Raw genomic sequence first — 23,876 nt, forward strand, 5'->3', positions numbered from 1 at the left:
CCGGGACGGCCGAGGCCGGACGCCGCCTGTCGCCCGCCGAGCGGGCCGCACGCGACGCCGAGCGCCTGGCCGCGCGTCAGGCGGCAGCCAATCGCGTCCCGCCGATCACGTTCCCCGAAGCGTTGCCGGTCTCCGGCCGCCGGGAGGAGATCGCGCGCGCCATCGCCGGGCACCAGGTCGTGATCGTGAGCGGCGAAACCGGCTCCGGCAAAACCACCCAGCTGCCGAAAATCTGCCTCGCACTCGGGCGCGGCCTGGGGGCCGGCGGCACCGGCCTCATCGGCCATACCCAGCCGCGACGTATTGCCGCATCCGCCACGGCACGCCGGATTGCCGACGAACTGAACACGCCGCTGGGCGAGATCGTCGGGTTCAAGGTGCGCTTCAACGATACGCTGTCCAACGGCGCGTCCGTCAAGCTGATGACCGACGGCATTCTGCTGGCGGAGACGCAGACCGACCCGTTGTTGCGTGCGTACGACACCATCATCATCGACGAGGCGCATGAACGCAGCCTGAACATCGATTTCCTGCTCGGCTACCTGAAGCAGTTGCTGCCGCGCCGGCCCGATCTGAAGGTCATCATCACTTCGGCCACCATTGACGCCGATCGCTTCGCACGCCATTTCGGCACGGGAGAGGGCGAGTCGCTGCGCCCGGCGCCGGTCATCGAGGTGAGCGGCCGTCTGTACCCGGTGGAAGTGCGCTATCGGCCGATTCAGGATGACGCCCGTATTGCCAACGCGGAAGGTCGCGAGGGTAGCCGCGCAAGCGCCCGCGACCGGGAGCGCGACCTGATGGACGGCATTGTCGACGCCGTCGACGAACTCTGTCGCGAGGGCTCGGGCGACGTGCTCGTCTTCCTGCCCGGCGAGCGTGAGATTCGCGAGGCCGCCGAGTCGCTGCGCAAGCACCATCCGCCGCACACCGAAATCCTGCCGCTGTTCGCTCGCCTGTCCGCGACCGATCAGGAGCGCGTGTTCAAGCCGTCCAATGCGCGGCGCATCGTGCTGGCAACCAACGTGGCGGAAACGTCGCTTACCGTGCCCGGCATCCGCTACGTGGTCGATGCGGGGACAGCGCGCGTGAAGCGCTACTCCTACCGCAACAAGGTCGAGCAGTTGCAGATCGAGTCGATCTCGCAGGCCGCGGCCAATCAGCGCGCTGGCCGATGCGGCCGGGTCGCCGACGGCGTGTGTATCCGTCTGTACGACGAGACCGACTTCCAGTCGCGCGCGCGCTTCACCGACCCGGAAATCCTGCGCTCGTCGCTGGCGGCCGTCATCCTGCGGATGCAGTCGCTGCGGCTCTCGAAGGTCGAGGACTTCCCGTTCATCGAGCCGCCGCCGGGGCGCGCCATTGCCGACGGCTACCAGTTGCTCAACGAACTCGGCGCCGTCGACGACACGAACCAGCTCACCGCGCTCGGGCGCGAACTGGCGCGACTGCCGCTGGACCCGCGCGTGGGCCGCATGATTCTCGCCGCGCGCGATCAGCAATCGCTGCGCGAAGTGCTGATCATCGCCAGCGCCCTGGCGGTGCAGGACCCGCGCGACCGGCCCATCGAGGCGCAGGACGCGGCCGACAACGCGCACAGGAAGTTCGCCGACGAAAGGTCCGAATTCCTGTCGTGGATCAAGATCTGGAAATGGTTCGAAGACGCCATCGCGCACAAGAAATCCAACCGTCTTCTGGCGCAGGCCTGCCGTGAGAACTTCCTGTCGCAGTTGCGTCTGCGCGAATGGCGTGACGTCCACAGCCAGTTGCTCACGGTGGTGCGCGAGCAGGGGTGGCGCATCAATGAATCGGAAGCAACCTACGAGCAGGTGCATCTGGCGCTGCTCGCAGGCTTGCTGGGCAACATTGGCTGCAAGGCCGACGACGACCCGCATTTCCTCGGCGCACACGGCATCAAATTCCATATCTGGCCGGGCTCGTCGCTGGTCAAGAAGGCGGGCCGCTGGGTCATGGCCGGCGAACTGGTCGAGACGAGCCGCCTCTATGCGCGTTGCATCGCCCGAATCGAGCCGGAGTGGATCGAGCGCGTGGGCAAGCATCTGGTGAAGACGTCGCTGTCGGACGCGCACTGGGAGAAGAAGGCCGCGCAAGTCGTCGCGTACGAGCGCGGCACGCTCTATGGCCTGACCATCTACGCACGCCGTCGCATGAACTTCGGTCCGCGTGACCCGCGTCGCGCGCGCGAAATCTTTCTGCGCAGCGCGCTCGTCGAAGGCGAGTGGGAGACGAAACTTCCGTTCTATGCCCATAACCGCAAGTTGATCGCGGACATCGAGCAGCTAGAGCACAAGTCGCGCCGTCAGGACGTACTGGTCGACGACGAACTGATCTACGCGTTCTACGACGCGCACGTGCCCGCCAATCTGTACGATGGCGCGAGCTTCGAGCACTGGTATCGGGAGACCGCCAAGGGCACGCCCCGACTGCTTTATCTGGTGCGCGACGACCTCATGCGTCACGAGGCAGCCGGGGTCACGACCGACCTGTTCCCGAAGAAAACCGTCATCGCCGGCATCGAGATGGCGCTGACGTACCACTTCGAGCCCGGCTCGCCGCGCGACGGCGTGACGCTCGCTGTGCCGCTTTACGCTCTGAATCAGGTCGACGCACGCCGCTGCGAGTGGCTCGTGCCCGGCATGCTCAAGGAAAAGGCGCACCTGTTGATGAAGTCGCTGCCGCAAAAGCTGCGGCGTCACTTCGTGCCGTTGCCGGAGTATGCGGCAGGCTTTCTCGACCGGGCCACGTTCGGGCAGGGCGCACTGCTCGATGCCCTCATGGCAGATGCACGCGAGCAGACCGGGGTCATGCTCAAGTCGAGCGACTTCAAGCTGGAGATGCTGCCGGCGCACTTGTCGATGAACTTCAAGGTGATCGACGAGCATGGCCGTCAACTGGGTATGGGGCGCAATCTCGCTCAATTGCGCGCCGAACTCGGCCAGCAGGCGCAGCGAACGTTCCAGCAACTCGCGGCCAGAAGCGGCGCCACGCCCACGGGCAGCGCGCCGGCGGCGGCGCCAGCGCACGATGGGGACAAGCGCGGCAAGGCAGCCGGGACAGACAAGCGTGCGGGAAAAGGGGGGAGCGCGGCGGCGACACCGGCGGCCTCCGCCGCCGCGGTCGAACCCGGTCGCTATGACAACCTCACGACCTGGAGCTTCGGTGAATTGCCGGAGATGCTGGAAATCCGCCGTGGCGGCCAGACACTGTTCGGCTATCCGGCGCTCGTCGACCGGGGCGACCATTGCGATCTCGAAGTGTTCGACGATCCGGACGAAGCGCAGCGGCAGCATCGTGCGGGCCTGCGACGCCTGTTCGCCATCCAGCTTCGCGAACAGGTGAAGTATCTGGAGAAGAACATTCCCGGCTTGCAGCAGATGGCGATGCAGTACATGAGTCTGGGCACGCAGGAGGAATTGCGCGACCAGATCGTGGATCTGGCGCTGGAGCGGGCGTGTCTGGCGTTGCCGTGGCCGAGCGACAACGCGGCCTTCGTCGCGCGCAAGGACGAAGGGCGAGGGCGTCTGACGCTGCTCGCGCAGGAGATCGCGCGACTGGCCGGTCAGATTCTCACCGAGTACGCCGCGTTGCAGAAGAAGCTGGCGCAGGCCAAACCGTTTGCGCAGGCGCACGCGGACCTGAGCGCCCAGTTGCAGCGCCTCGTCGGCAAGCGCTTTCTCATCGATACGCCGTACGCGCAGCTGGCGCATTTCCCGCGCTACCTGAAGGGCATGGCCGCGCGCATCGACAAACTCAAGGCCGATCCGTCACGCGACGCGCGCGCCATGAGCGAGCTCGGGCCGTTGCTGCAAAACTGGCAAAGAGCGACGTCGCAACGCCGCGATCACGGCGATGCAAGGCTCGACGAGTTCCGCTGGCTGCTCGAAGAGTTGCGTATTTCGCTCTTCGCTCAGGAGTTGCGCACCCCCATGCCAGTGTCGGTCAAGCGGTTGCACAAGGTATGGGAAGCGTTGCAGCGCTGAGGGCCGGTTTGCGCTATGTCATGAAGTGTGCGGATGGTGTTTCGCCTGATCAAAAAATGTACGCGAGAAGCGCTGCGGTGAGGCGTTCCCAGCCTACAATAGCGGGACTTTTTCCAGAGACTTCGTGATGCGCAAACTTCTGATTGCCGCCAGTCTGGCGGCTTCCTTCGGGCTCGCGGCGCTGGCCGGTCCGGCTCGCGCCGCTGCACCCGCGCCCGAGAGCGTGGTGGTCGTGCTCAATTCGGCCGACGCCAGCGTCAGCCTGATCGACAAGGCCTCGCAGAAGGTCGTTCAGACGTTCCCGGTCGGCAAGGAACCGCATCACCTCATGGCGACGCCCGACAACCAGTCGCTCATCGTCGCGAATTCGGTCGGCAACAACCTCGTCTTCCTCGATCCGAAGACGGGGCAGATCCAGCGCAAGATCGAGAACATCGAAGACCCGTACCAGATCGGTTTCTCGCCGGACAAGAAGTGGTTCGTGGCTAACGCGCTGCGTCTGGACCGCGTGGATGTCTACCGGTTCGACGGCAAGAACCTGAGCGTCGCGCAGCGGATTCCCATCAAGAAGATGCCGAGCCACCTCGTGTTCACCCAGGACAGCAAGCTCGTGTTCATCTCGTTGCAGGAGTCGAATGAAGTCGCCGCCATCGATCTGGCCACGCAGAAAGTGATCTGGAAGATGAAGGTCGGCGACAGTCCGGCGGGGGTGTGGCTCACACCGAACGACAAGTATCTGCTCGTGGGCATGACAGGGGCCGATTACGCGGCGGTGGTCGACTGGCGAAACCAGAAGGTCGTCAAGACGATTCCGACCGGCAAGGGCGCGCACAACTTCCGGTCGCTCGCCGATGGCAAGCATGTGCTGATCTCGAACCGCGTTTCCAGCACGATCAGCATCATCGATCAGGAGTCGCTCACCAACGTGGGCAACATCACCGGTTTGCTGCCGGGCCCGGACGACATGGAACTCACCGCCGACAAGAAGCAGCTCTGGGTGACGTTCCGCTGGGCGCGCAAGGTCGGCATTATCGATCTGGCCTCGCGCAAGCTGATCAACACCATTCCGGTCGGGCGCTCGCCGCACGGGATCTATTTCTACGACCGCGCGCCGGTGCTGTAACATCAAGGCCTCACTTTCAAGGCTTTGATCGCGCGGGTGCCGCGGCTTCGCGCCGTGGTGCCCGTGCGGTCCGTACCACACCTGCATGAACGATATTCTTCGCGCGCTTGGCCGCGCGCTCGTGAGTCTGCTGCATCCGCGCATGCTGTGGCTCACCGCAATGCCCTTCATCGTCTCCGGTCTGCTCTGGGGCGCCGTGATCTGGTTCGGTTGGGAACCGTTCACCGACTTTCTCCGCGTCTGGCTCGAACAGTGGGAATTCACGCAGTGGATTTACCGCTTCTTCGGCTATTTCGGCGTAGACAGCGTACGCATGGCGCTGGCACCGTTCATTCTGGTGGCGTTGCTCGTGCCGCTCATCGTGGTAACGGCGCTGCTGCTCATTGCGGGATGGTCGATGCCTGCGGTGCTGCGTCACCTGTCGCGACGGCATTTCATTCACCTCGAAGCCCGGCAGGGCGGGTCGTTCTGGGGCAGCCTCGGGCAGTCGCTCGGTGCGACGTTCGTATTCCTGATCGCCGCGCTGGTGACATTGCCGCTCTGGCTGGTGCCGCCGTTCTTCGCGATCGTGCCGCCGCTGCTGTGGGGCTGGCTGACGTATCGCGTCATGACCTATGACGCGCTCGCCTATCACGCGAGTGCGGAGGAGCGTCGTCGGCTGGTGCGTGAGAAACGGTTGCCGTTGCTGGTGATCGGTGTGGCGACAGGCCTGCTCGGTTCGTTGCCCACGCTCCTGTGGGTCTCGTCCGTCATCATGATCGTGCTGTTTCCGGTCATCGCGCTGCTGGCGATCTGGCTGTATGTGGTGATCTTCGTGTTCTCGGCGTTGTGGTTCGCCCACTATTGCCTGCGAGCGCTCTCGCGCATGCGCGCGGAGGACGCTCACCGCGAGCCGTCCTTCTCCGGGACCGTGCTCCCGGGCGCTGTCGCGCCGCTGCCGGACAGTGAGGATTTGCCGCCGGCGGACGTGCCTCGGTTGTCGGGCCCTACCAGCCCGTCCGGCCCGACAGGTTCCCCTAACGGTTCGCCGTGAAAGTGGCACAATCGTCGAATTGCGCGCCGTCGGCGGGCGGCGCTGCGCATTTCCCCAGGCACTGACGACAAGACAAAGGAAGCATCATGGCGGTCGGCATCATCATCATCGGCGACGAGATTCTCTCGGGGCGTCGTCACGACAAGCATCTGCCCAAGATCATCGAATTGCTCACCGAGCGCGGCATGCAGCTGGGTTGGGCCGAGTACGTCGGGGACGACCCGGAACGCATTACCGCAACGCTGCGGCGCACCTTCGCGAGCGACGACATCGTGTTCGTGACCGGCGGCATCGGGGCGACACCGGACGATCACACGCGTCAGTGCGCGGCCGCCGCGCTCAATGTACCGCTGGTGCTCACGCCCGAAGCCGAGGCGCTCATCATGGAGCGCATTGCCGATACCAGCCCGGACGGCGTGGCGGACATGACGCAGGCCGATAACCGTCATCGCCTGAAGATGGGCGAGTTCCCGGTCGGCGCGCGCGTGCTGCCGAATCCGTACAACAAGATTCCGGGTTTTTCGGTCGAGCATCATCACTTCATGCCGGGTTTTCCGGTCATGGCATGGCCGATGATGGCATGGGTGCTCGACACGTATTACGCCGATCTGCATCACCTGACGAAGCACACTGAGCGCTCCGTGCTGGTCTTCGGACTGGCCGAATCGACGCTCACGCCGCTCATGGAGGCGATCGAGGCCGAGTACAGCGGCATCAAGGTGTTCAGCCTGCCGAGCGTGGGCGATGCGGAGCGCGGGGCTATTTACGCGCGCCGTCATATCGATCTGGGCGTGAAGGGCGATCCGACGCTCGTCGGCGCCGCGTTCGAGCGTTTGATTGCCGGTGTGAATGCGCTGGGTGGCGAAATCGTGCATCCGGCCGAGGCGGTCGCGTTGCCGGAGGGCACGGTGCCGTCGGCGAAATAGCCTTCGGCCCGGTCGGTCGGTCCGCTCTCGGTTCACATTCGGGGCGCGATCGATCGTCGGTTGCCGACGTCCGGAGATGAATGCCTGAAATGTCGAAACGGCGCTTGCCTTCGTGGGCAAGCGCCGTTTGTTTTGGTGCCCGTGCTCAGAACAGAACGCCGGATTGGTTGGCGTCGATAAAGCCCGAAGGGCAGCGGGCGTCGGTCAGAACCCGGCGAGGACGAGTTTGCCGATGGTGCGTCCGCCTTCGAGTTGCGCGTGCGCGCGGCGCAGGTTCACCGCATTGATCGGGCCGATGACTTCACCGACGGTCGTGCGCAGGGTGCCGGCATCGACCAGACGGGCAACTTCGGTCAGCAGCTTGTGCTGGGCAATCATGTCCGGCGTTTCGTACATGGCGCGCGTGAACATGAATTCCCAGACGAACGTGGCGCTCTTGCTCTTGAGCAGGCCGACTTCGAGCGGTCCGGCATTCTCGACGATCGAGCAGATCTTGCCTTGCGGCGCGACGGCCTCGGCCATGGCGGGGAAGTGCGTGTCCGTGTCGTTCAGGCACAGGACGAAATCGACCTGCGGCAAGCCAAGGGCCTTCAACTGCGTGGGCATGTCCTGATAGTGATCGATGACGTGCTGCGCGCCCAGCTGACGGCACCAGTCGGCCGACTCAGGGCGCGAGGCGGTTGCCACGATGGTGAGCTTGGCCAGGCGGCGCGCGAGTTGAATCGCAATCGAACCCACACCACCCGCGCCGCCGACGATCAGGATCGACTTGCCTTCATCGCGTCCGTCGGGGGCGATGCCGAGGCGGTCGAACAATGCCTCCCACGCGGTAATGGTGGTGAGCGGCAACGCGGCCGCATTCACGAAGTCGAGCGACGTGGGCATATGTCCCGTGATGCGTTCGTCGACCAGATGGAATTCGCTGTTTGCGCCGGGGCGCGTAATGCTGCCCGCGTAATAGACCGGGTCGCCCACTTTGAACAGCGTGACGTCCGGCCCGACGGCGGCGACGGTGCCTGCGGCGTCCCAGCCCAGCACACGTGGCGTGGATTCGACCTTGTCCTTCGGCGCACGCACTTTCGTGTCGACCGGGTTCACGGAAATAGCCTCGACCTTGATCAGCAAATCGTGTCCGGCAGGCGTTGGCGTTGGCAATTCGATGTCTTCGAGCGATTTCGGGTCGTCGATCGGCAGGTAACGGGTCAATCCGATGGCTTTCATCTGCTTTCTCCTGAAGTGAAGGCGCGCTGCCCATCTGTGGCGAATTCGCGACGCGCCGAATGCGATGCCGAAAGATTACGGCTAGTCGATTGAATTGATAATTCGCATAATGCGGAAAAGATTTTTTGGAAATTCCGTCAAATGGCATTGGACCTCGATACGGTCGCATTGTTCGTGCGGGTGGCCGCGCTGGGAAACGTCTCGGCGGCGGGGCGTGAGCGCGGACTCTCCCCGGCCACGGCCAGCACGCGACTGGCGCAGCTCGAAGGGGTGCTGGGCGCCAGGCTGCTGCATCGGACGACGCGACGTGTCGCGCTGACGCAGGAGGGGGAAGTCTTTCTCGCGCAGGCGCAGGCGCTGCTGGCGGCCGAGGCGCAGGCGCTCGCGAGCGTGGGGCAGGGGTTCGCCGCGCCACAGGGGTTGCTGCGCGTGTCGTGTTCGTCGTCGTTTGCGCGCCAGCACATCTCGCCCGCGCTGCCCGAATTTCTGGCGCGGTATCCCGGCATTTCACTCGATTTTCGTCTGACGGACCGGGTGGTGGATTTGCTCGAAGAAGGCGTCGACATGGCGATTCGGGTGGGGGCGTTGCGGGACTCGACGCTCATTGCCCGTAAGCTCGCCGCGAACCGGCGCACCTTGTGTGCGTCACCGGCCTATCTGGCCGCGCATGGCACGCCGCGACATCCGAGCGATCTCACACAACACGAATGCCTGACGCTCGGCGAGCAGCGTGATTGGCGGTTTCTCACCCCTGGCGGCCCGCTCAGTGTGCGTGTGGCGGGGCGTCTGGTGTCGGACAACGGCGAAGTGCTGCGCGACGCCGTGCTGGCGGGTCTGGGCATTGCGCTGAAGTCGACGTGGGATGTGGCGGTGCACTTGCAGCGGGGGGAGCTGGTGCCGGTGTTGCAAGCGTACCCGCTGGCCGAGGAAGTCGCGATTTGGGCGGTGTACCCGAGCCGGGTGTTCGTGCCGCCGAAGACCCATGCGTTCATCGAGTTCTTGCAGGCGCGATTCGGCCCTGTGCCTTATTGGGAAACGCAGTGGCCGGCGACTGCCGACGGCAGATAAGGCCGAACGGATCGCGATGCGCTGTCGCCCTCAGTGCAGGCGATGTGTGCGGGTGGGCTGCGAGCCGGTATCGTCGTGGCCGATGGCAGGGCTCGAATGATGCAGTACCAGCCGCCAGCCGTCCGCTTCCTTCAGGTACACATTGGTGGTGAGCACGAATGCGAAACGCACCTCCGGGTGTGTCTCGACCTGAATTTGTTCCAGCACGTTGTGAACGGCGCAAAGCGGGTTGTGGGCCACCTGAAGGTGACTCACGGTGACCTGCAACCCGCCCTTGGCGAGAATTTGCCGCCAACTGGCGCGAACGGCCGCAGGGCCGACGTGTCTGGGGCCCGACGGATGTATGCAGACGACCTCTTCGTCTTCTGACCAGACATCCATCAATGTCTCCGTGTCGCCGGCACGCAACGCTTCGTAGAACGCGTGCTCGGCGTCTTCCGGGCTGAGAAATATGGTGGCGGGCATAACGGCGGCCTCCGTCGGGGTCCATCGTTGGGATTCATCGTTCGGGAAGCCCGGGAAACGGGTGCCGGGCGGCGAACGCGCCGATTATGGAGGGTTTGCCCGGGCTTGTCGAACGCGCGGCGATTTGGGCATGGCGGAGCGGCCCGGGCGGTCGGATCGGGTGATTGAGCCGGGTGATTGAACCGCGTGAATGAGCCGGGTGAATGAACTGGGGACTTGGCGCGCCCGAGCGACGTTTGATCTGGCGCAAGGCGCTGGTTCAGGTGGACCGGTAGCTTATGGGTGACGGCAAGATGTCGCGTCGCGCGATGGAAATGCCGCGGGCGGGTGCGGTGGACGGCAGGCGAGGAACGGCGGTGACCTGCCTGATGGCGTGAGGGCAGGACGGCAGGACTTCGGGAGCCCCGGGGGGGCGCTGCGGCACCCCGGGGCGGGCGGATCAGCAGTGATGCACGCCTGCGAGCTCGCGCAGCGCAATACCGTCGATGATCTTGACGTGGCGTTGACGGATTTCGATCATGCCGTTCTGCGCGAAACGCGAGAACAGGCGGCTGACCGTCTCCAGTTTGAGGCCCAGGAAGCTGCCGATTTCTTCGCGGCTCATGCGCAGCACGAATTCGTTGGCGGCGTACCCGCGTGCGGCGAGACGTTCGGACAGATTCAGAAGGAACACGGCCAGACGTTCCTCGGCGCGCATGGTGCCGAGCGCGAGCAGTTGCTGGTGCTCGTTGCGGATTTCCTGGCTCATCAGGCGATGCAACTGGCGTTGCAGCGACGGCACCTGACGCGACAACGTTTCCAGTTCGTTGAAGCGGGCAATACACAATTCGCTGTCTTCGAGCGCGATGGCGGTGCTCGGGTGATGGCTGTCGGCCACGGCGTCCAGGCCGATCAGCTCGCCCTGGAGGTGGAAACCGACGACCTGCTCGCGGCCGTCGGGAGCCGTGACGCAGCTCTTGAGCGACCCGAAGCGAATGCCGTAGACGGCGTTCAGGTCATCGTTGGCGTGATACAGCACCTCGCCCTTCTTGAGGCGACGGCGCTCGCTCACAAGCGCGTCCAGTCGTTCCAGCTCCGGCTCAGGGATGCCGACGGGCAGGCAGAACTGCCCCAGTGAGCAGGTGGAACAACGAGGCTGGGCAACCGGAATGGGGTTGCCGGGAATGCGACCGATCTCTGTGGTCATGGAGGCCCCTGAAGTTATTTTGAGAGTTTACCATGAGGCGTCGACCCGCCGTTTCGACGTGCGGACCGTCAGGGTTTCGACGACGCTTTACGGGCGTCGGTGTTTCAGTAATAATTGCGCACATACCGGACGTCCGTCTCGCCGCACAATCGGCCTGGGCGTTTTCCCGGAAGGTCGTTCGAAGCATTCTGGTCGCGCCGCCGTCACTACGACCGAACACAATAGGGCGCGCGCTTATGCGAAGCGGTTGTTATCTGCGATCGTTTCTCGTGTTCCAAGCATCCATTTATTCCTGATACCGGGTTGCCAAGCCCCCGGTCTGCTTAGTCGCACATGAATACCCAAGAGGCGAAACTCGTCCTCGAGACCGCGTTGATTTGCGCGCAGGAGCCGCTCAAGGTCGGCGATCTGCGCAAGCTCTTCAATGACGCCGTGTCTGGCGACACGGTGCGCGCGCTGCTCGAGGAAATCCGCGTGCAATGGGATGGCCGAGGTGTGGAATTGGTGGCGTTGGCCACCGGCTGGCGTTTCCAGAGCCGTCCGCGCATGCGTGAATACCTTGACCGCCTGAATCCGGAGAAGCCGCCGAAGTATTCGCGCGCGGTGATGGAGACGCTGGCGATCATTGCGTATCGTCAGCCGGTCACCCGTGGCGACATCGAAGAGATTCGCGGCGTCACTGTGAATACGCAGATCATCAAGCAGCTCGAAGACCGGGGCTGGATCGAGGTGATTGGTCATCGTGACGTGCCGGGACGCCCTGGCCTGTACGCCACGACCAAGGACTTCCTCGACGACTTGGGCTTGCGTGCACTCGACGCGCTGCCGCCGCTCGAAGATCCGGCCGCCCAGGCGCAGATCGATTTGCTGGCGCAGCAGAACATCGAATTCGGCGAGCGTGCCGAGGGCGAGGCAGGCGAGGAGGCGGCGTCGGATGACGCGCCGGTCGCCGATGCCGAAGCGCTTGCCCTGCTGGCGCAAACGCGCGCCGACGACTTGCCGCTCGCGCAAGGATTGCCGGAAGACCAGCGCGTGCCGCTGTCGGGCAGTGAGACGGTGACCGAAGAGGTGTTGCTCGACGCTGTCATGGCCGAGGGTGAGGTCTCTACGGACGGTGCCGCGACGGCGGGGGCTGTTGAGGGTGAGCCTGCTGAGGTTGAGGCTGCTGCTGCGGCGGAAATGGCGGACGATGCGTCCGTCGATATTTCACCGAAAGCGGTCGATGCGGCGGAACTCGTCGACACCGGATACGTCAGTGAGCAGGACGACGCACCGCGCGGTCCGGCTTCCGATGTCGCGGGAGACGTGGGTGGCGCGGAAGACGTAGTGCCGGGCGATGGACAAGCCGACGTGTCGATGGCGGTCGATGGGCGCGTACCGGATGGCGTCGAGCAACCGGACGACGAGGAATTTTCCGAAGTGTCGGGGTCTGAGGTGCCTGTCGGCGAGGATTCGCCGCAAGATGTGTCTGATTCGGTGCCGGATGTTGGGCGCGATACCGGAGTAGAAGAGGATGCGACGCACGCGGCAGATCCCGCAGCGTCGCTCACGCAAGAGGTTTCCCCGCGCGCTGTCGACCCGGCAGCGAACGAAGCCGCCGCCGGGCATCCCGTGCCCGGTGCGTCGGACGACGACGAGAACGACGGGGACGACAAGAGTCTCGTCACCGGTACCTGAGGCGTCGGCGCAGTGCGCCGCGCGTATTCACAAGGCCGTTAGCGATAAGAACGAAGTCGCGGCAAGCGTTTGCCGCGCATTCATGGTGCGAACACGGATCAGGGCAGCGAATTCAGCGAATTACGCCTGCCCGCCAGAATCCCGTTTTCCAATGAGGTTGTGTTGAAACAAAACGAAGAATCCCAGGACCTGCACGCACGCGATGCCGGTGCCGAAGCACGTTCGCCGGAAGGTGAAGGCGGCGATGAAAAGGCCTCGCGCCGTGGTTTGCGCCGCGGTCCGCGTAGTCTGATCGCCCGCCGCCGCGCGGCCCAGCAGGCCAAGCGCGAAGGCGACGACAATGGCGAATCCGCTGCGGCGGACACGACGCAAGCTGCGCCGGCCGGCGACGCTGCCCAGGGCCAGTCGTCAAGTGGCGACGGTGCGCCCGGTGCGGCTCAGGGGCGTGGTCGCAACGGCCCGCGCAAGCCGCGTGGCGCCAAGCGTGACGATGCGCAGCAGGCGTCGCAGGCCGGTGAGGGTGCCAAAGGCACGGCGCCGGGCGGGCGTGGTCCGCGAGGTGGTCAAGGTGCTCAAGGTGGACAGAATGCCCAGGGCGGTGCGGGCAAGGCGCAGGGTCGAGGCCGGAAGGCCCCGGCGGGCGCAGCGCGCGGCAAGGGTGGCGCAGGCAACCCGAACCATGGCGGTGACGGCGACTTGTTCGCCTTCGTGACGTCCGGCGGTTTCGACGGTGACGACGCCGAAGGTGACAATGCTGCGGCCAAGCGCGGCCGCCGTCCGGCGGATCGACGCGTGCTGTCGCCCGACGACGAGGCGCCGAAGCTGCACAAAGTCCTGGCCGAAGCCGGGATGGGGTCGCGCCGCGAGATGGAGGAACTGATTCTCGCCGGTCGCGTGTCGGTGAACTCCGAGCCTGCTCACATTGGACAGCGCATCCTGCCGACCGATCAGGTCCGCATCAATGGCAAGCTCGTCAAGCGCCGCATCAGCAGCAAGCCGCCGCGCGTGCTGCTTTATCACAAGCCGGCCGGTGAGATCGTCAGCCATTCGGACCCGGAAGGCCGGACGTCGGTGTTCGACCGTCTGCCGCCGATGAAGACCGCCAAGTGGCTGGCCGTCGGTCGTCTCGATTTCAATACGGAAGGTTTGCTGATTCTGACGACGTCGGGCGATCTGGCGAACCGTTTCATGCACCCGCGCTACGAAATCGAACGCGAGTACGCCGTTCGCACGGTCGGACAGTTGAGCGAGGCGTCGCGTCAGCAACTCCTGCACGGCATCAAGCTCGAGGACGGTGAAGCCAACTTCCTGCGCCTGAAGGACGGGGGCGGCGAAGGCTCGAATCACTGGTATCACGTGGCGTTGGCCGAAGGGCGCAACCGCGAAGTGCGTCGTATGTTCGATGCAGCGGGGTTGATGGTGAGTCGCCTGATCCGTACCCGTTATGGCCCGCTGACGCTGCCGCGCGGCCTCAAGCGTGGTCGTTACGAAGAAATGGACGAAGCGCAAGTTCGGTCGCTGTTCGCTGCGGTGGGCATGAAGATGCCGGGCGCGTCGTCGGATGAGAAGGGTGCCCGCAACGGTGGTCGCGGTGGCAAGGCGGGCGCAGCCAAGGAGCCGCGCCGTCAGCCGGATCCGATGCAGACGGCGCTGGGCGTGTTTGCACGTGAGCCGGGACAGTCGCGTCGTCCCCGCGCCAATCCGCTGACCGCGTTTGTCGGACCGAGCGGTGGCTATCCGGGCCACACGCCTGCGCCGCGCGGTGAGGGTCGCCGCTTCGGTGGTGGAAATTCGGCGGGCGGCGGTTTCGGTGGTCAGTCGCGTGGTGGCAATGGCGGCGGCGGTGGCAATGCCAACGGTAACCGCAGTCGCGGTGGCAACCGGGCCGGTGGCGGTAACAGCGGCGGCGGTGGCAATTACGGCAACCGTGGTAACCGCGGCGGCAACCGATCGCGCTAAGTTTTCCGATCCGATGGTGCGTTGCGGCAATGTATCAACGGCGCCCGTCCGGCAGGCTTTTCGGGCGCCAAGCGTTGCAAATCGGGTCAAAACCATATAAAATCAACGAATAAGCTGGTTTGCGTGTCGGGCGTTCTGCTGCGGCACGCACCTCATGCGCAATGAGGCTGTAAGAAATGGGCGTTTCGCCCATTTTTTTTTGCCGCGAGCGTTTAACGCGGCCGATGCCGCCGCGTCGGGGAGTGGGTGTGTCGACTCTGATACACCGGCCCGGACGGTCGAGGCAGGTATCGTGCGACGTCCCATGCGGGGCGCGCAGACATGTCGGGCGCTGCTGATGCGCGCGAGTTTTTCTAGGGTGAGCAAAGTTGCAATTGCCAGAACTGATCGAGACCACGGTCGAAGGCCTGGGTTACGAGCTGGTCGATCTTGAGCGCGCGGGCGGCGGACTGCTGCGCGTGTATATCGACAAGCCGGAAGGCATCACGATCGATGACTGCGAGACGGTGAGCCGTCAGCTCTCGCATGTCCTGATGGTCGAGAACGTCAATTACGACCGACTTGAAGTGTCGTCGCCGGGGCTGGATCGTCCGCTGCGCAAGCTGCGTGACTTCGAGCGTTTCGCCGGTGTCGAAGTGAGTCTCACGTTGCGTGTGCCGCTCGAAGGCCGCAAGCAGTTCCGCGGCATTTTGCAGGCACCGCAAGGCGAAAACTTGAGCCTTGAGTTCGAAGGCAAGGGCGGCCCGGCGCTGCTCGAATTCACCCTCGCGGATATTGACCGTGCGCGCCTTGTGCCGCAGATTGATTTTAGGAGTCGCAAACGATGAGTCGCGAAGTATTGCTGTTGGTCGATGCGCTCGCGCGCGAAAAGAACGTCGACAAGGATGTCGTGTTCGGCGCGCTTGAAGCAGCATTGGCTTCGGCCACGAAGAAGCGCTACACCGAAGACGTCGACATTCGCGTGCACATCGACCGTGAGTCGGGCGAGCACGAGAGCTTCCGTCGCTGGCTGGTAGTGCCGGACGAAGCGGGTCTGCAGGAGCCGGACAAGCAGATCCTGTCGTTCGAAGCCAAGGAAGACAATCCGTCCATCGAAATCGGCGAGTTCGTCGAAGAGCCGGTCGAGTCTGTCGAGTTCGGCCGCATTGGCGCACAAGCCGCCAAACAGGTGATCTTGCAGCGCATTCGCGATGCCGAGCGTGAGCAGATCCTGTCGGACTTCCTCGAGCGCGGTGAGAAGATCATGACCGGCACGGTCAAGCGTCTCGACAAGGGCAACCTGATCGTCGAGTCGGGACGTGTCGAAGCGCTGCTGCGCCGCGATCAGCTCATCCCGAAGGAAAACCTTCGTATCGGCGACCGCGTTCGTGCGTACATCGTGAAGGTCGACCGCACGGCCCGCGGCCCGCAGATCGAACTCTCGCGCACGGCGCCGGAATTCCTGATCGAACTGTTCGGCATGGAAGTGCCGGAAATCGAGCAGGGCCTGCTCGAGATCAAGTCGGCTGCCCGCGACCCTGGCGTGCGCGCCAAGATCGCCGTGGTGGCATACGACAAGCGTATCGATCCGATCGGTACTTGCGTGGGCATTCGCGGCACGCGTGTGCAGGCGGTGCGTAACGAACTTGGCGGTGAAAACGTCGATATCGTGTTGTGGTCGGAAGACCCTGCGCAGTTCGTGATCGGTGCGTTGGCGCCGGCGGCAGTGCAGTCGATCGTCGTGGACGAAGAGAAGCACAGCATGGACGTCGTCGTCGACGAGAACGAACTGGCCGTGGCGATCGGTCGCAGCGGTCAGAACGTGCGACTCGCGTCGGAGCTCACTGGCTGGCAAATCAACATCATGACGCCGGACGAATCGGCCGAGAAGCAGAACGAGGAGCGCGGCACGCTGCGCACGTTGTTCATGCAGCGTCTCGATGTGGATGAAGAAGTGGCGGACATTCTGATCGAGGAAGGTTTCTCGAGCCTGGAAGAAATCGCTTACGTGCCTTTGAACGAAATGCTCGAGATCGAAGCGTTCGACGAGGACACGGTGCACGAGCTGCGCAATCGTGCGCGCGACGCACTGCTCACGCAGGCGATTGCTACCGAGGAGAAGGTCGAGGGTGTTGCGCTCGATCTCAAGAGCCTCGACGGCATGACGCCCGAGTTGCTGGCCAAGCTGGCCGAGCATGAAATTCAGACGCGCGATGATCTGGCCGAACTGGCTGTCGACGAATTGACCGAGATGACCGGTGTCGACGAAGAAGCCGCCAAGGCCCTGATCATGAAAGCGCGAGAGCACTGGTTCCAATGATGACCTGCCCCGGCATGCATATGGAACAGTGAACTTTGAAGTTAACCGCAAGGCGCCTGGCCTTGCTTGAAGAGGTTTGAATGGCGAGCATCAACGTAGCCCAATTTGCTGAAGAACTGAAAATGCCGGCCGGCGTGTTGCTGGAGCAACTCAAAGCCGCCGGTGTGGACAAACTCAGCGCCGACGATTCGGTGACGGAAGCCGACAAGGCCCGTCTGCTGGAGCACCTGCGCCGATCGCACGGCGCTGGCGACGGCGACAAAAAGAAGATTACTCTGACGCGTCGCCAGACCTCGGAAATCAAGCAGGCCGACGCGACCGGTAAGGCGCGGACGATTCAGGTCGAAGTGCGCAAGAAGCGCACCTTCGTCAAGCGCGACGATGTGGTCGAAGGTGCGGACAACGCGGCTGCCGCTGCGGAAGACGAAGCCCTGCGTCTGCGCGAGGAAGACGCCCGCCGCGAAGCGGAGCGTCTGGCTGCCGAAGCGGCGGAACTCAAGCGTCGCCAGGAACAACTGGAGCGTGAAGAGGCCGAGCGTCGCGAGCGCGAAGAGAAGGAAGCTGCCGAGCGCCGCGTGCGTGAGGAAGCGGAGCGCGCTGCTGCCGCTGCCAAGGCGGCCGAAGAGCAGAAGGCCAAGGCCGAAGCCAAGGCGGATGCCGAAGCCGAAAAGCAGGCACAGGCCGACGCCGAGAAGACGGCCAAGATCGAAGCCGAAAAGGCTGCGCAAGCCGAAAAGGCCGCCGCGGCCAAGGCTGACGCCGAACGCGAGCAGGCTCGCAAGGCCAGCGAAGAAGCCCGCCTGGCGGCCGAAAAGGCCAGCGCAGCGGCTGACAAGGCGCGCGCCGAAGAAGAAGCCATTCGCAAGCGCCGTGCTGCAGCCGAAGCTGAAGCCCGCGCCATTCGCGAAATGATGAATGCACCGCGTCGCGTGCTGAAGGCACCGGAGCCGGCACCTGCTGCCGCGCCGGCCAAGCCGGAAGCGGCGAAGGGTACGCTGCACAAGCCGACCAAGCCGGAAGGTGCCGCTGCCAAGCCGGCGGACAAGAAGCCGGCAGGCACGACGGCAACGACCACGGCCGGTGCCGCGGACAAGAAGGACAAGAAGCCGGGCGCCTGGCAGAAGGACGCCGACAACCGCAATAAGCGTGGCGGCATGAAGACGCGCGGCGACACGAGCGGTGGTTCGGATGGCTGGCGCGGCGGTGGCCGTGGCGGCCGTCGTGGTGACCGTCATGCGCAGGACGACCGTCAGGCGTTCCAGGCGCCGACCGAGCCGGTCGTGCGTGACGTGCACGTGCCGGAGACGATCAGCGTTGCCGATCTGGCGCACAAGATGTCGGTCAAGGCCGCAGAAGTCATCAAGCTGATGATGAAGATGGGCCAGATGGTGACCATCAACCAGGTGCTGGATCAGGAAACGGCGATGATCGTGGTCGAGGAACTCGGCCACCGCGCGATCGCAGCGAAGCTGGACGATCCGGAAACGCTGCTGGACCTCGGCAACGACGTGACGGAAGTCGAAGCGCTGCCGCGTCCGCCGGTCGTGACCGTGATGGGTCACGTCGACCACGGCAAGACCTCGTTGCTGGACTACATCCGTCGCGCCAAGGTGGCGTCGGGCGAAGCCGGCGGTATTACGCAGCACATCGGCGCGTATCACGTCGACACACCGCGCGGCACGGTGACGTTCCTCGACACGCCGGGTCACGAGGCCTTTACGGCCATGCGTGCTCGCGGTGCGCAGGCAACGGACATCGTGATTCTCGTGGTCGCGGCGGACGACGGCGTGATGCCGCAAACGAAGGAAGCGATTGCCCACGCGAAGTCGGCCGGTGTGCCGATCGTGGTGGCGATCAACAAGATCGACAAGCCGGAAGCGAATCCGGACCGCGTGAAGCAGGAACTCGTGGCCGAAGGCGTGGTGCCGGAAGAGTACGGTGGCGATTCGCCGTTCGTGCCGGTGTCGGCGAAGACGGGTACGGGCATCGACGATCTGCTCGAAAACGTGCTGCTGCAAGCCGAAGTGCTGGAACTCAAGGCACCGGTGGACGCGCCGGCCAAGGGTATCGTGATCGAAGCGAAGCTGGACAAGGGTAAAGGTCCGGTCGCAACGATCCTGGTGCAGTCGGGCACGCTCAAGCGTGGCGACATGGTGCTCGCAGGTCAGGCATACGGCCGTGTACGCGCCATGCTGGACGAAACCGGCAAGAACACGAAGGACGCAGGTCCCTCGATCCCGGTGGAAATTCAGGGCCTGTCGGAAGTCCCGGGCGCTGGCGAAGAAGTGCTGGTGGTGCAGGACGAGCGCAAGGCACGTGAGATCGCGCTGTTCCGTCAGGGCAAGTTCCGCGACGTGAAGCTGGCCAAGCAACAGGCCGCCAAGCTCGAGAACATGTTCGAGCAGATGGCCGAAGGCGAAGTCAAGACGCTGCCCCTCATCATCAAGGCAGACGTTCAGGGTTCGCAGGAAGCGCTGGCCCAGTCGCTCAACAAGCTCTCGACGCCGGAAGTGCGTGTGCAGATCGTGCACGCTGCCGTCGGTGGTATCAGCGAAAGCGACGTCAACCTGGCAACGGCTTCGAAGGCGGTCATCATCGGCTTCAACACGCGCGCAGATGCATTGGCACGCAAGCTGGCCGAGTCGAACGGTATCGACATTCGTTACTACAACATCATCTATGACGCAGTGGATGAGGTGAAGGCGGCGATGTCGGGCATGCTGGCGCCGGAGAAGAAGGAAGAGATTACGGGCCTGGTCGAAGTGCGTCAGACGTTCAAGGTGCCGAAGGTCGGTACGGTGGCCGGCTGTATGGTGCTCGACGGCTTTGTCAAGCGTTCGTCGCACGTGCGTGTGTTGCGCGACAACGTGGTCATCTTCACGGGCGAGCTCGATTCGCTCAAGCGCTTCAAGGATGACGTCAAGGAAGTCAAGTCAGGCTTCGAGTGCGGTCTGTCGGTGAAGAACTTCAACGACATTACGGAAGGCGACCAACTGGAAGCGTTTGAAATCACGGAAGTTGCGCGCTCGCTGTAACGCGATTTGCACAACGGAAGTGGAATGGCCCACCAAGCCGGGGAACCGGCGGCGTGGGCCATTGCTTTACTAGCGAGTTTTTTATGGCAAAGAAACGAGGCGTTCCCGGTCGGAATCTTCGCATCAACGATCAGATCCAGCGCGATCTGTCGGAGTTGATTCAACGTGAAGTGAAGGACCCGCGTATTGGGCTGGTCACACTGCAAAGTGTGGAAGTGACGCCCGATTACGCGCATGCGAAGGTGTTTTACACCACGCTCACCGGCGATCCGAAGGCGACCGGCGAAGCGCTCAACGAAGCGGCCGGCTATCTGCGCAATCTGCTGTTCAAGCGGTTGCACATTCATACGGTACCGACGTTGCATTTCCACTTCGACCAGTCGGTTGAGCGCGCCATCGAGATGTCGCAGTTGATCGATCTGGCCAACGCGACGCGCGCGAAGGAAGACGCGGAAGCGGCAGACAACGGCGCTCGGGTCGATGAAGCCGACGAAGCTGACGAAGCCGACGACGATAGCGACAAGAAGGACAACGGCGGCAAATAAGCCGTCGATCGACGACGCAGCCTGCCGGGCTGGCGCAAAGCGAACCCGGTGGCACTGCGATGCCTGCGCACGCATGACGCCTGCGATGGCTCACTCCCCTACGAATTTCTCAAGTACTTCCCGCACATGACGGACCCGCGTTCGCAGGCACCCCGCCAAAAACTCCCTCGTTTCCCGCTAGACGGCGTATTGCTGCTCGACAAGCCGCTGGGCCTGTCGTCCAACGACGCGCTGATCAAGGCCAAGCGTCTGCTTCAGGCATTGAAGGCGGGGCACACCGGCACGCTCGATCCTTTGGCGACCGGCTTGCTGCCGTTGTGTTTCGGCGAAGCGACGAAGTTTTCGCAGGACTTGCTCGAAGCCGACAAAACCTATGAGGCGCGCGTGCGTCTCGGCGAGACGACGACGACGGGCGATGCGGAAGGGGAGGTGATGAAGACGCGTCCGGTAACGGTGGACGAAGCGGCCATTCGCGCGGTGCTGCCCCGTTTTACGGGACCGATCTCCCAGGTGCCGCCGATGTATTCCGCGCTCAAGCGCGACGGCAAGCCTTTGTACGAATATGCCCGCGCCGGGCAGACGCTAGAGCGCGAGGCGCGCGCGGTGACGATCCATCTGCTGGAAATGACGGAATGTGCGTTGCCCGACGCGAACGAATTCACCTTCCGCGTGACGTGCAGCAAGGGCACTTACGTGCGCACGCTGGCCGAGGATATCGGTGAGGCGTTGGGATGCGGGGCGCATCTGCGCGCATTGCGCCGTACCGCGGTGGGGCCACTGACCCTTGAAGGTGCGGTGACGCTCGAAGATCTGAGCGCGCTCGACCACGCGCAGCGCGTGGCGAAGCTGGCGCCAGTCGACGCGTTGCTCAAGACGCTCCCGGCCGTGTGGCTCGACGACACGCTCGCCAGGCGCTTTAACCACGGCCAGCGTTTGCGTCTGGACGAAACGCGTTGCCCGCAGACGTTGCGCGAGTGCGCCGCGACGCACGACGGCATCGAAGTAAAGGTCTACGCCGAAGCCACCGCTGATGCGGCAGCACGCCTGCTGGGCGTCGCCCGTCTCGATGGCGAGGCACTGCTCACGCCTCAACGGTTGCTCAAGACGCAGTAAGCGACTCACGGTACCGCAGAAACCATTGCGCCCAACGGAACCACGAGAGCGCTCTGGCGGGCAGGGTGACGGCCTTCCAGGTTGGATTGACGCTGCAACCCCATCCCCTTGTTTTCGTTGAACTACTTCACGGTTCCTGGCGGCACGAGGCCCTCCTAGTCTTCCCGTGGCCGCACTGGTCTACAGCGGCCTGACGTTTTCCGCCTGCGCTCCTTTGGGGCCCTCCATTTTCTCGAACTCGACTTTCTGGCCCTCCTCCAGAATTCTGACGCCGACGCTTTGGATCGCGCTGTAGTGAACGAAGACGTCCGCACTCCCGTCATCCGGCGTGATAAAGCCGAATCCCTTTTCCTGATTGAACCACTTGACCGTTCCGCTAGCCATGATGGCCTCCTTTGCGCGATGTCGGATCGATGTGCGACGCGTAACGAGCATTCACCGATCTGTCGAGCGGATATTCTGGGTCAGCCGCGTGCACAAAGGCATTTCAGCACTGACGCATGTAGTCGGTAACTGTCAAGGTTGTCAGGTGCGTTGGCACAATGGAAGGGATTAAGGTCGGGAAAATGCGTCTCTCTCATCTTGTCCGATGGGGGCGCTGTCGTTGCCTTTCCGCACGAACGATAGGGGTGCATTGAGACCTGCGGCGCCTCTCGCCGTCGCTTGATCTTCGGGGTAATAGGTGAAGATCGGGCCTGCAATCGGCATGGGAAGCAGGATGTGGACAATGGGCAAAAATCGACCGGTGATCGTGTAGTAATCGAGTTGGATGGCTTGTGCCAAGGGACGCGAAAACTCCGGCTCCGAATAGAAGATGGCTTCCAGGGGTAACGAACCAGGAATGTCCGGCGGCCATGGCACGATGACCAATTCGTTTCGGCCCTCATATCCGGCAGGTGGCCATGTGAAGGTGCGTCGTGCTTCGAACGACAGGGCGACGCCCGCCACGGTGACGGCAAACGAGCATCCCTGCGCGCCGTATTGTGCGTAATGCGGGAGCCACTTGGCCACGGTGTCGATACCGATCGCGGCGCAGGGCCCCGTGTCTGGCCCCAAAGTCGATGGGCCACATCCATCCTCCCGTTTGTGCAGGTTGCCGTCCGGCGCATAGATGCATCGTGGCGTCAGTGGGTGGGGTGCAGGGGCATCCAGCGGACGAAAAACGAAGCCAGTCCCCCGGTACGGCGTCCGGACGTGCCCATCGGTGCGCAGGAATGATGCCGAAACCCCGTTTTTGGCTATCGCATCCGCGCTGGGATTCCATGCGGCGCTTTTGGTATTGACGGCCCGAATGATGACACCGCTGCAGTACACGATGGCCTTCGCACCGGGGCACTCGCTACGTGTCTCATTGAACCGTTCGTTCAAGTGATCGGCCACCGTGAATCCGGCATCCAGTTGATCTTCCTGCACATACGAAAACGACGCCTTGCCTGCGGCATCGAACGCCATCCGCAAGATCGGCAGCCACTCGCCGGTCGCCTTGTAGTAAGTCATTTGATACTGCTGCGCCTGCACAAGCTGCCCGCCATTGGAAACGTCGACATAGATCGCCTGAAAGGGGATGGCGCGGGGCGCATCGATGGTCCACGGGGCAATCAACATCGACGGCAAACGTGTTCTGTCGGCATAGGCCTTGTGCGCCTGTAAAGCGGTATGGAACCTGGTCGCAACGTTGGCGCTGAACGAGCACTGCCACCCGTTCGTGGCGTGATGGGCCAACCAGCCAGCAACGTCGGTAACACCATTTGCATCGCACGAATTCAGATCCGGTGCCCCCGTATTGCCACCGCCCAGATTGCACCCGTGATCGCCACTTTGGCCCGACACGGCCTCGTCCAGCGGATAGACGCATCGAACGTTCATCGGCTTGCCTTGCTCGATGGCCGTTCGCGCATCGGACAGGATGAAACCGGCGCTGTAGGGCAGGCGGTCAATATCGACGTCTTGCCGCAGATACACGAACGACAGGGATTGCGCTGTCGATTCGCCGGGCGTTGGCGTCCAGAAATCCACCGCCACACCGCCTTCGAGCGGGCGAACGATCAGCCCGGCGCAAAAGTACGCCGGTTGGTCGATGTCGCCGATGTCGCCGATGTTGCCGATGCCGCAATGGGTCCGTGTGTCGTTGTACCGGGCGTTGATGCGATCGGCGACATCGGCGCCGGACAGCGCATGAACGGGCAGGGCAGTGACCCACCCCATGGCGCTGAGCAAAGCGATGCATC

17 protein-coding genes are annotated in these 23,876 nt (G+C 63.7%); 12 read left to right on the plus strand and 5 right to left on the minus strand.

All coding sequences use genetic code 11. The features are described from left to right. Positions 1–26 precede the first annotated feature (26 nt). From hrpA to PCA31118_RS18885, 4 genes are all read left to right on the plus strand, one after another. Positions 27–3,998, plus strand: a complete 3,972-nt coding sequence (hrpA, locus tag PCA31118_RS18870; protein ID WP_425495382.1) for an ATP-dependent RNA helicase HrpA — start codon at positions 27–29, stop codon at positions 3,996–3,998. A 127-nt stretch (positions 3,999–4,125) separates the two neighbouring features. Next, on the plus strand, positions 4,126–5,121 hold the full coding sequence (locus PCA31118_RS18875; protein WP_150626633.1) for a YVTN family beta-propeller repeat protein: 996 nt from the start codon (positions 4,126–4,128) through the stop codon (positions 5,119–5,121). 85 nt (positions 5,122–5,206) lie between these two features. After that, positions 5,207–6,154 carry an EI24 domain-containing protein gene (locus tag PCA31118_RS18880; RefSeq protein ID WP_150626634.1) on the plus strand — a complete coding sequence of 316 codons (948 nt, stop codon included), beginning with the start codon at positions 5,207–5,209 and terminating at the stop codon, positions 6,152–6,154. 86 nt (positions 6,155–6,240) lie between these two features. Then, positions 6,241–7,080 (plus strand): competence/damage-inducible protein A, encoded by an 840-nt coding sequence (locus PCA31118_RS18885; protein ID WP_150626635.1) that lies wholly within the window; start codon positions 6,241–6,243, stop codon positions 7,078–7,080. Between the two features lie 204 nt (positions 7,081–7,284). Here PCA31118_RS18885 and PCA31118_RS18890 read toward each other — a convergent pair whose 3' ends face one another. Next, entirely contained in the window at positions 7,285–8,301 is a 1,017-nt protein-coding gene (locus tag PCA31118_RS18890) for a zinc-binding alcohol dehydrogenase family protein (RefSeq protein ID WP_150626636.1), read from the minus strand. Positions 8,302–8,442: 141 nt separating this feature from the next. On the opposite strand from PCA31118_RS18890, the gene PCA31118_RS18895 reads away from it, so the two are divergent. Then, entirely contained in the window at positions 8,443–9,369 is a 927-nt protein-coding gene (locus PCA31118_RS18895) for a LysR family transcriptional regulator (RefSeq protein WP_150626637.1), read from the plus strand. Positions 9,370–9,399: 30 nt separating this feature from the next. Here PCA31118_RS18895 and PCA31118_RS18900 read toward each other — a convergent pair whose 3' ends face one another. Next, positions 9,400–9,834, minus strand: coding sequence for a YybH family protein (locus PCA31118_RS18900; protein ID WP_150626638.1), 435 nt, complete (start codon positions 9,832–9,834; stop codon positions 9,400–9,402). A gap of 439 nt (positions 9,835–10,273) precedes the next feature. Then, positions 10,274–11,020, minus strand: a complete 747-nt coding sequence (fnr, locus tag PCA31118_RS18905; protein ID WP_150626639.1) for a fumarate/nitrate reduction transcriptional regulator Fnr — start codon at positions 11,018–11,020, stop codon at positions 10,274–10,276. A gap of 333 nt (positions 11,021–11,353) precedes the next feature. On the opposite strand from fnr, the gene scpB reads away from it, so the two are divergent. The 7 genes from scpB (at position 11,354) to truB (ending at position 21,648) form a co-directional block, all read left to right on the plus strand. Further along, positions 11,354–12,697: an SMC-Scp complex subunit ScpB gene (gene scpB, locus PCA31118_RS18910; RefSeq protein ID WP_150626640.1), complete on the plus strand. Its 1,344-nt coding sequence runs from the start codon at positions 11,354–11,356 to the stop codon at positions 12,695–12,697. Between the two features lie 267 nt (positions 12,698–12,964). Further along, positions 12,965–14,656: a pseudouridine synthase gene (locus PCA31118_RS18915; protein WP_425495383.1), complete on the plus strand. Its 1,692-nt coding sequence runs from the start codon at positions 12,965–12,967 to the stop codon at positions 14,654–14,656. Between the two features lie 368 nt (positions 14,657–15,024). Next, positions 15,025–15,483 (plus strand): ribosome maturation factor RimP, encoded by a 459-nt coding sequence (gene rimP / locus PCA31118_RS18920; RefSeq protein ID WP_044455501.1) that lies wholly within the window; start codon positions 15,025–15,027, stop codon positions 15,481–15,483. Further along, positions 15,480–16,955: a transcription termination factor NusA gene (gene nusA / locus PCA31118_RS18925; RefSeq protein WP_047907810.1), complete on the plus strand. Its 1,476-nt coding sequence runs from the start codon at positions 15,480–15,482 to the stop codon at positions 16,953–16,955. The genes rimP and nusA overlap by 4 nt, the downstream gene beginning before the upstream one ends. An 80-nt stretch (positions 16,956–17,035) precedes the next feature. After that, complete coding sequence (infB, locus tag PCA31118_RS18930) at positions 17,036–19,990, plus strand: translation initiation factor IF-2 (RefSeq protein WP_150626642.1); 2,955 nt, start codon at positions 17,036–17,038, stop codon at positions 19,988–19,990. An 83-nt stretch (positions 19,991–20,073) separates the two neighbouring features. Continuing rightward, entirely contained in the window at positions 20,074–20,535 is a 462-nt protein-coding gene (gene rbfA / locus PCA31118_RS18935) for a 30S ribosome-binding factor RbfA (protein WP_174990530.1), read from the plus strand. A 126-nt stretch (positions 20,536–20,661) separates the two neighbouring features. Next, positions 20,662–21,648, plus strand: a complete 987-nt coding sequence (gene truB / locus PCA31118_RS18940; protein WP_150626766.1) for a tRNA pseudouridine(55) synthase TruB — start codon at positions 20,662–20,664, stop codon at positions 21,646–21,648. Between the two features lie 180 nt (positions 21,649–21,828). On the opposite strand, the gene PCA31118_RS18945 is transcribed toward truB, so the two are convergent. Together PCA31118_RS18945 and PCA31118_RS18950 are read right to left on the minus strand one after the other, a co-directional pair. Then, positions 21,829–22,032, minus strand: a complete 204-nt coding sequence (locus PCA31118_RS18945; RefSeq protein WP_150626643.1) for a cold-shock protein — start codon at positions 22,030–22,032, stop codon at positions 21,829–21,831. A 168-nt stretch (positions 22,033–22,200) separates the two neighbouring features. After that, the gene (locus PCA31118_RS18950) at positions 22,201–23,865 is read right to left on the minus strand and encodes a hypothetical protein (RefSeq protein WP_150626644.1); all 1,665 of its coding nucleotides are present in this window, start codon (positions 23,863–23,865) and stop codon (positions 22,201–22,203) included. Positions 23,866–23,876 lie beyond the last annotated feature (11 nt).

The sequence above is a fragment of the Pandoraea captiosa genome (assembly GCF_902459775.1).
GTDB lineage: Bacteria > Pseudomonadota > Gammaproteobacteria > Burkholderiales > Burkholderiaceae > Pandoraea > Pandoraea captiosa.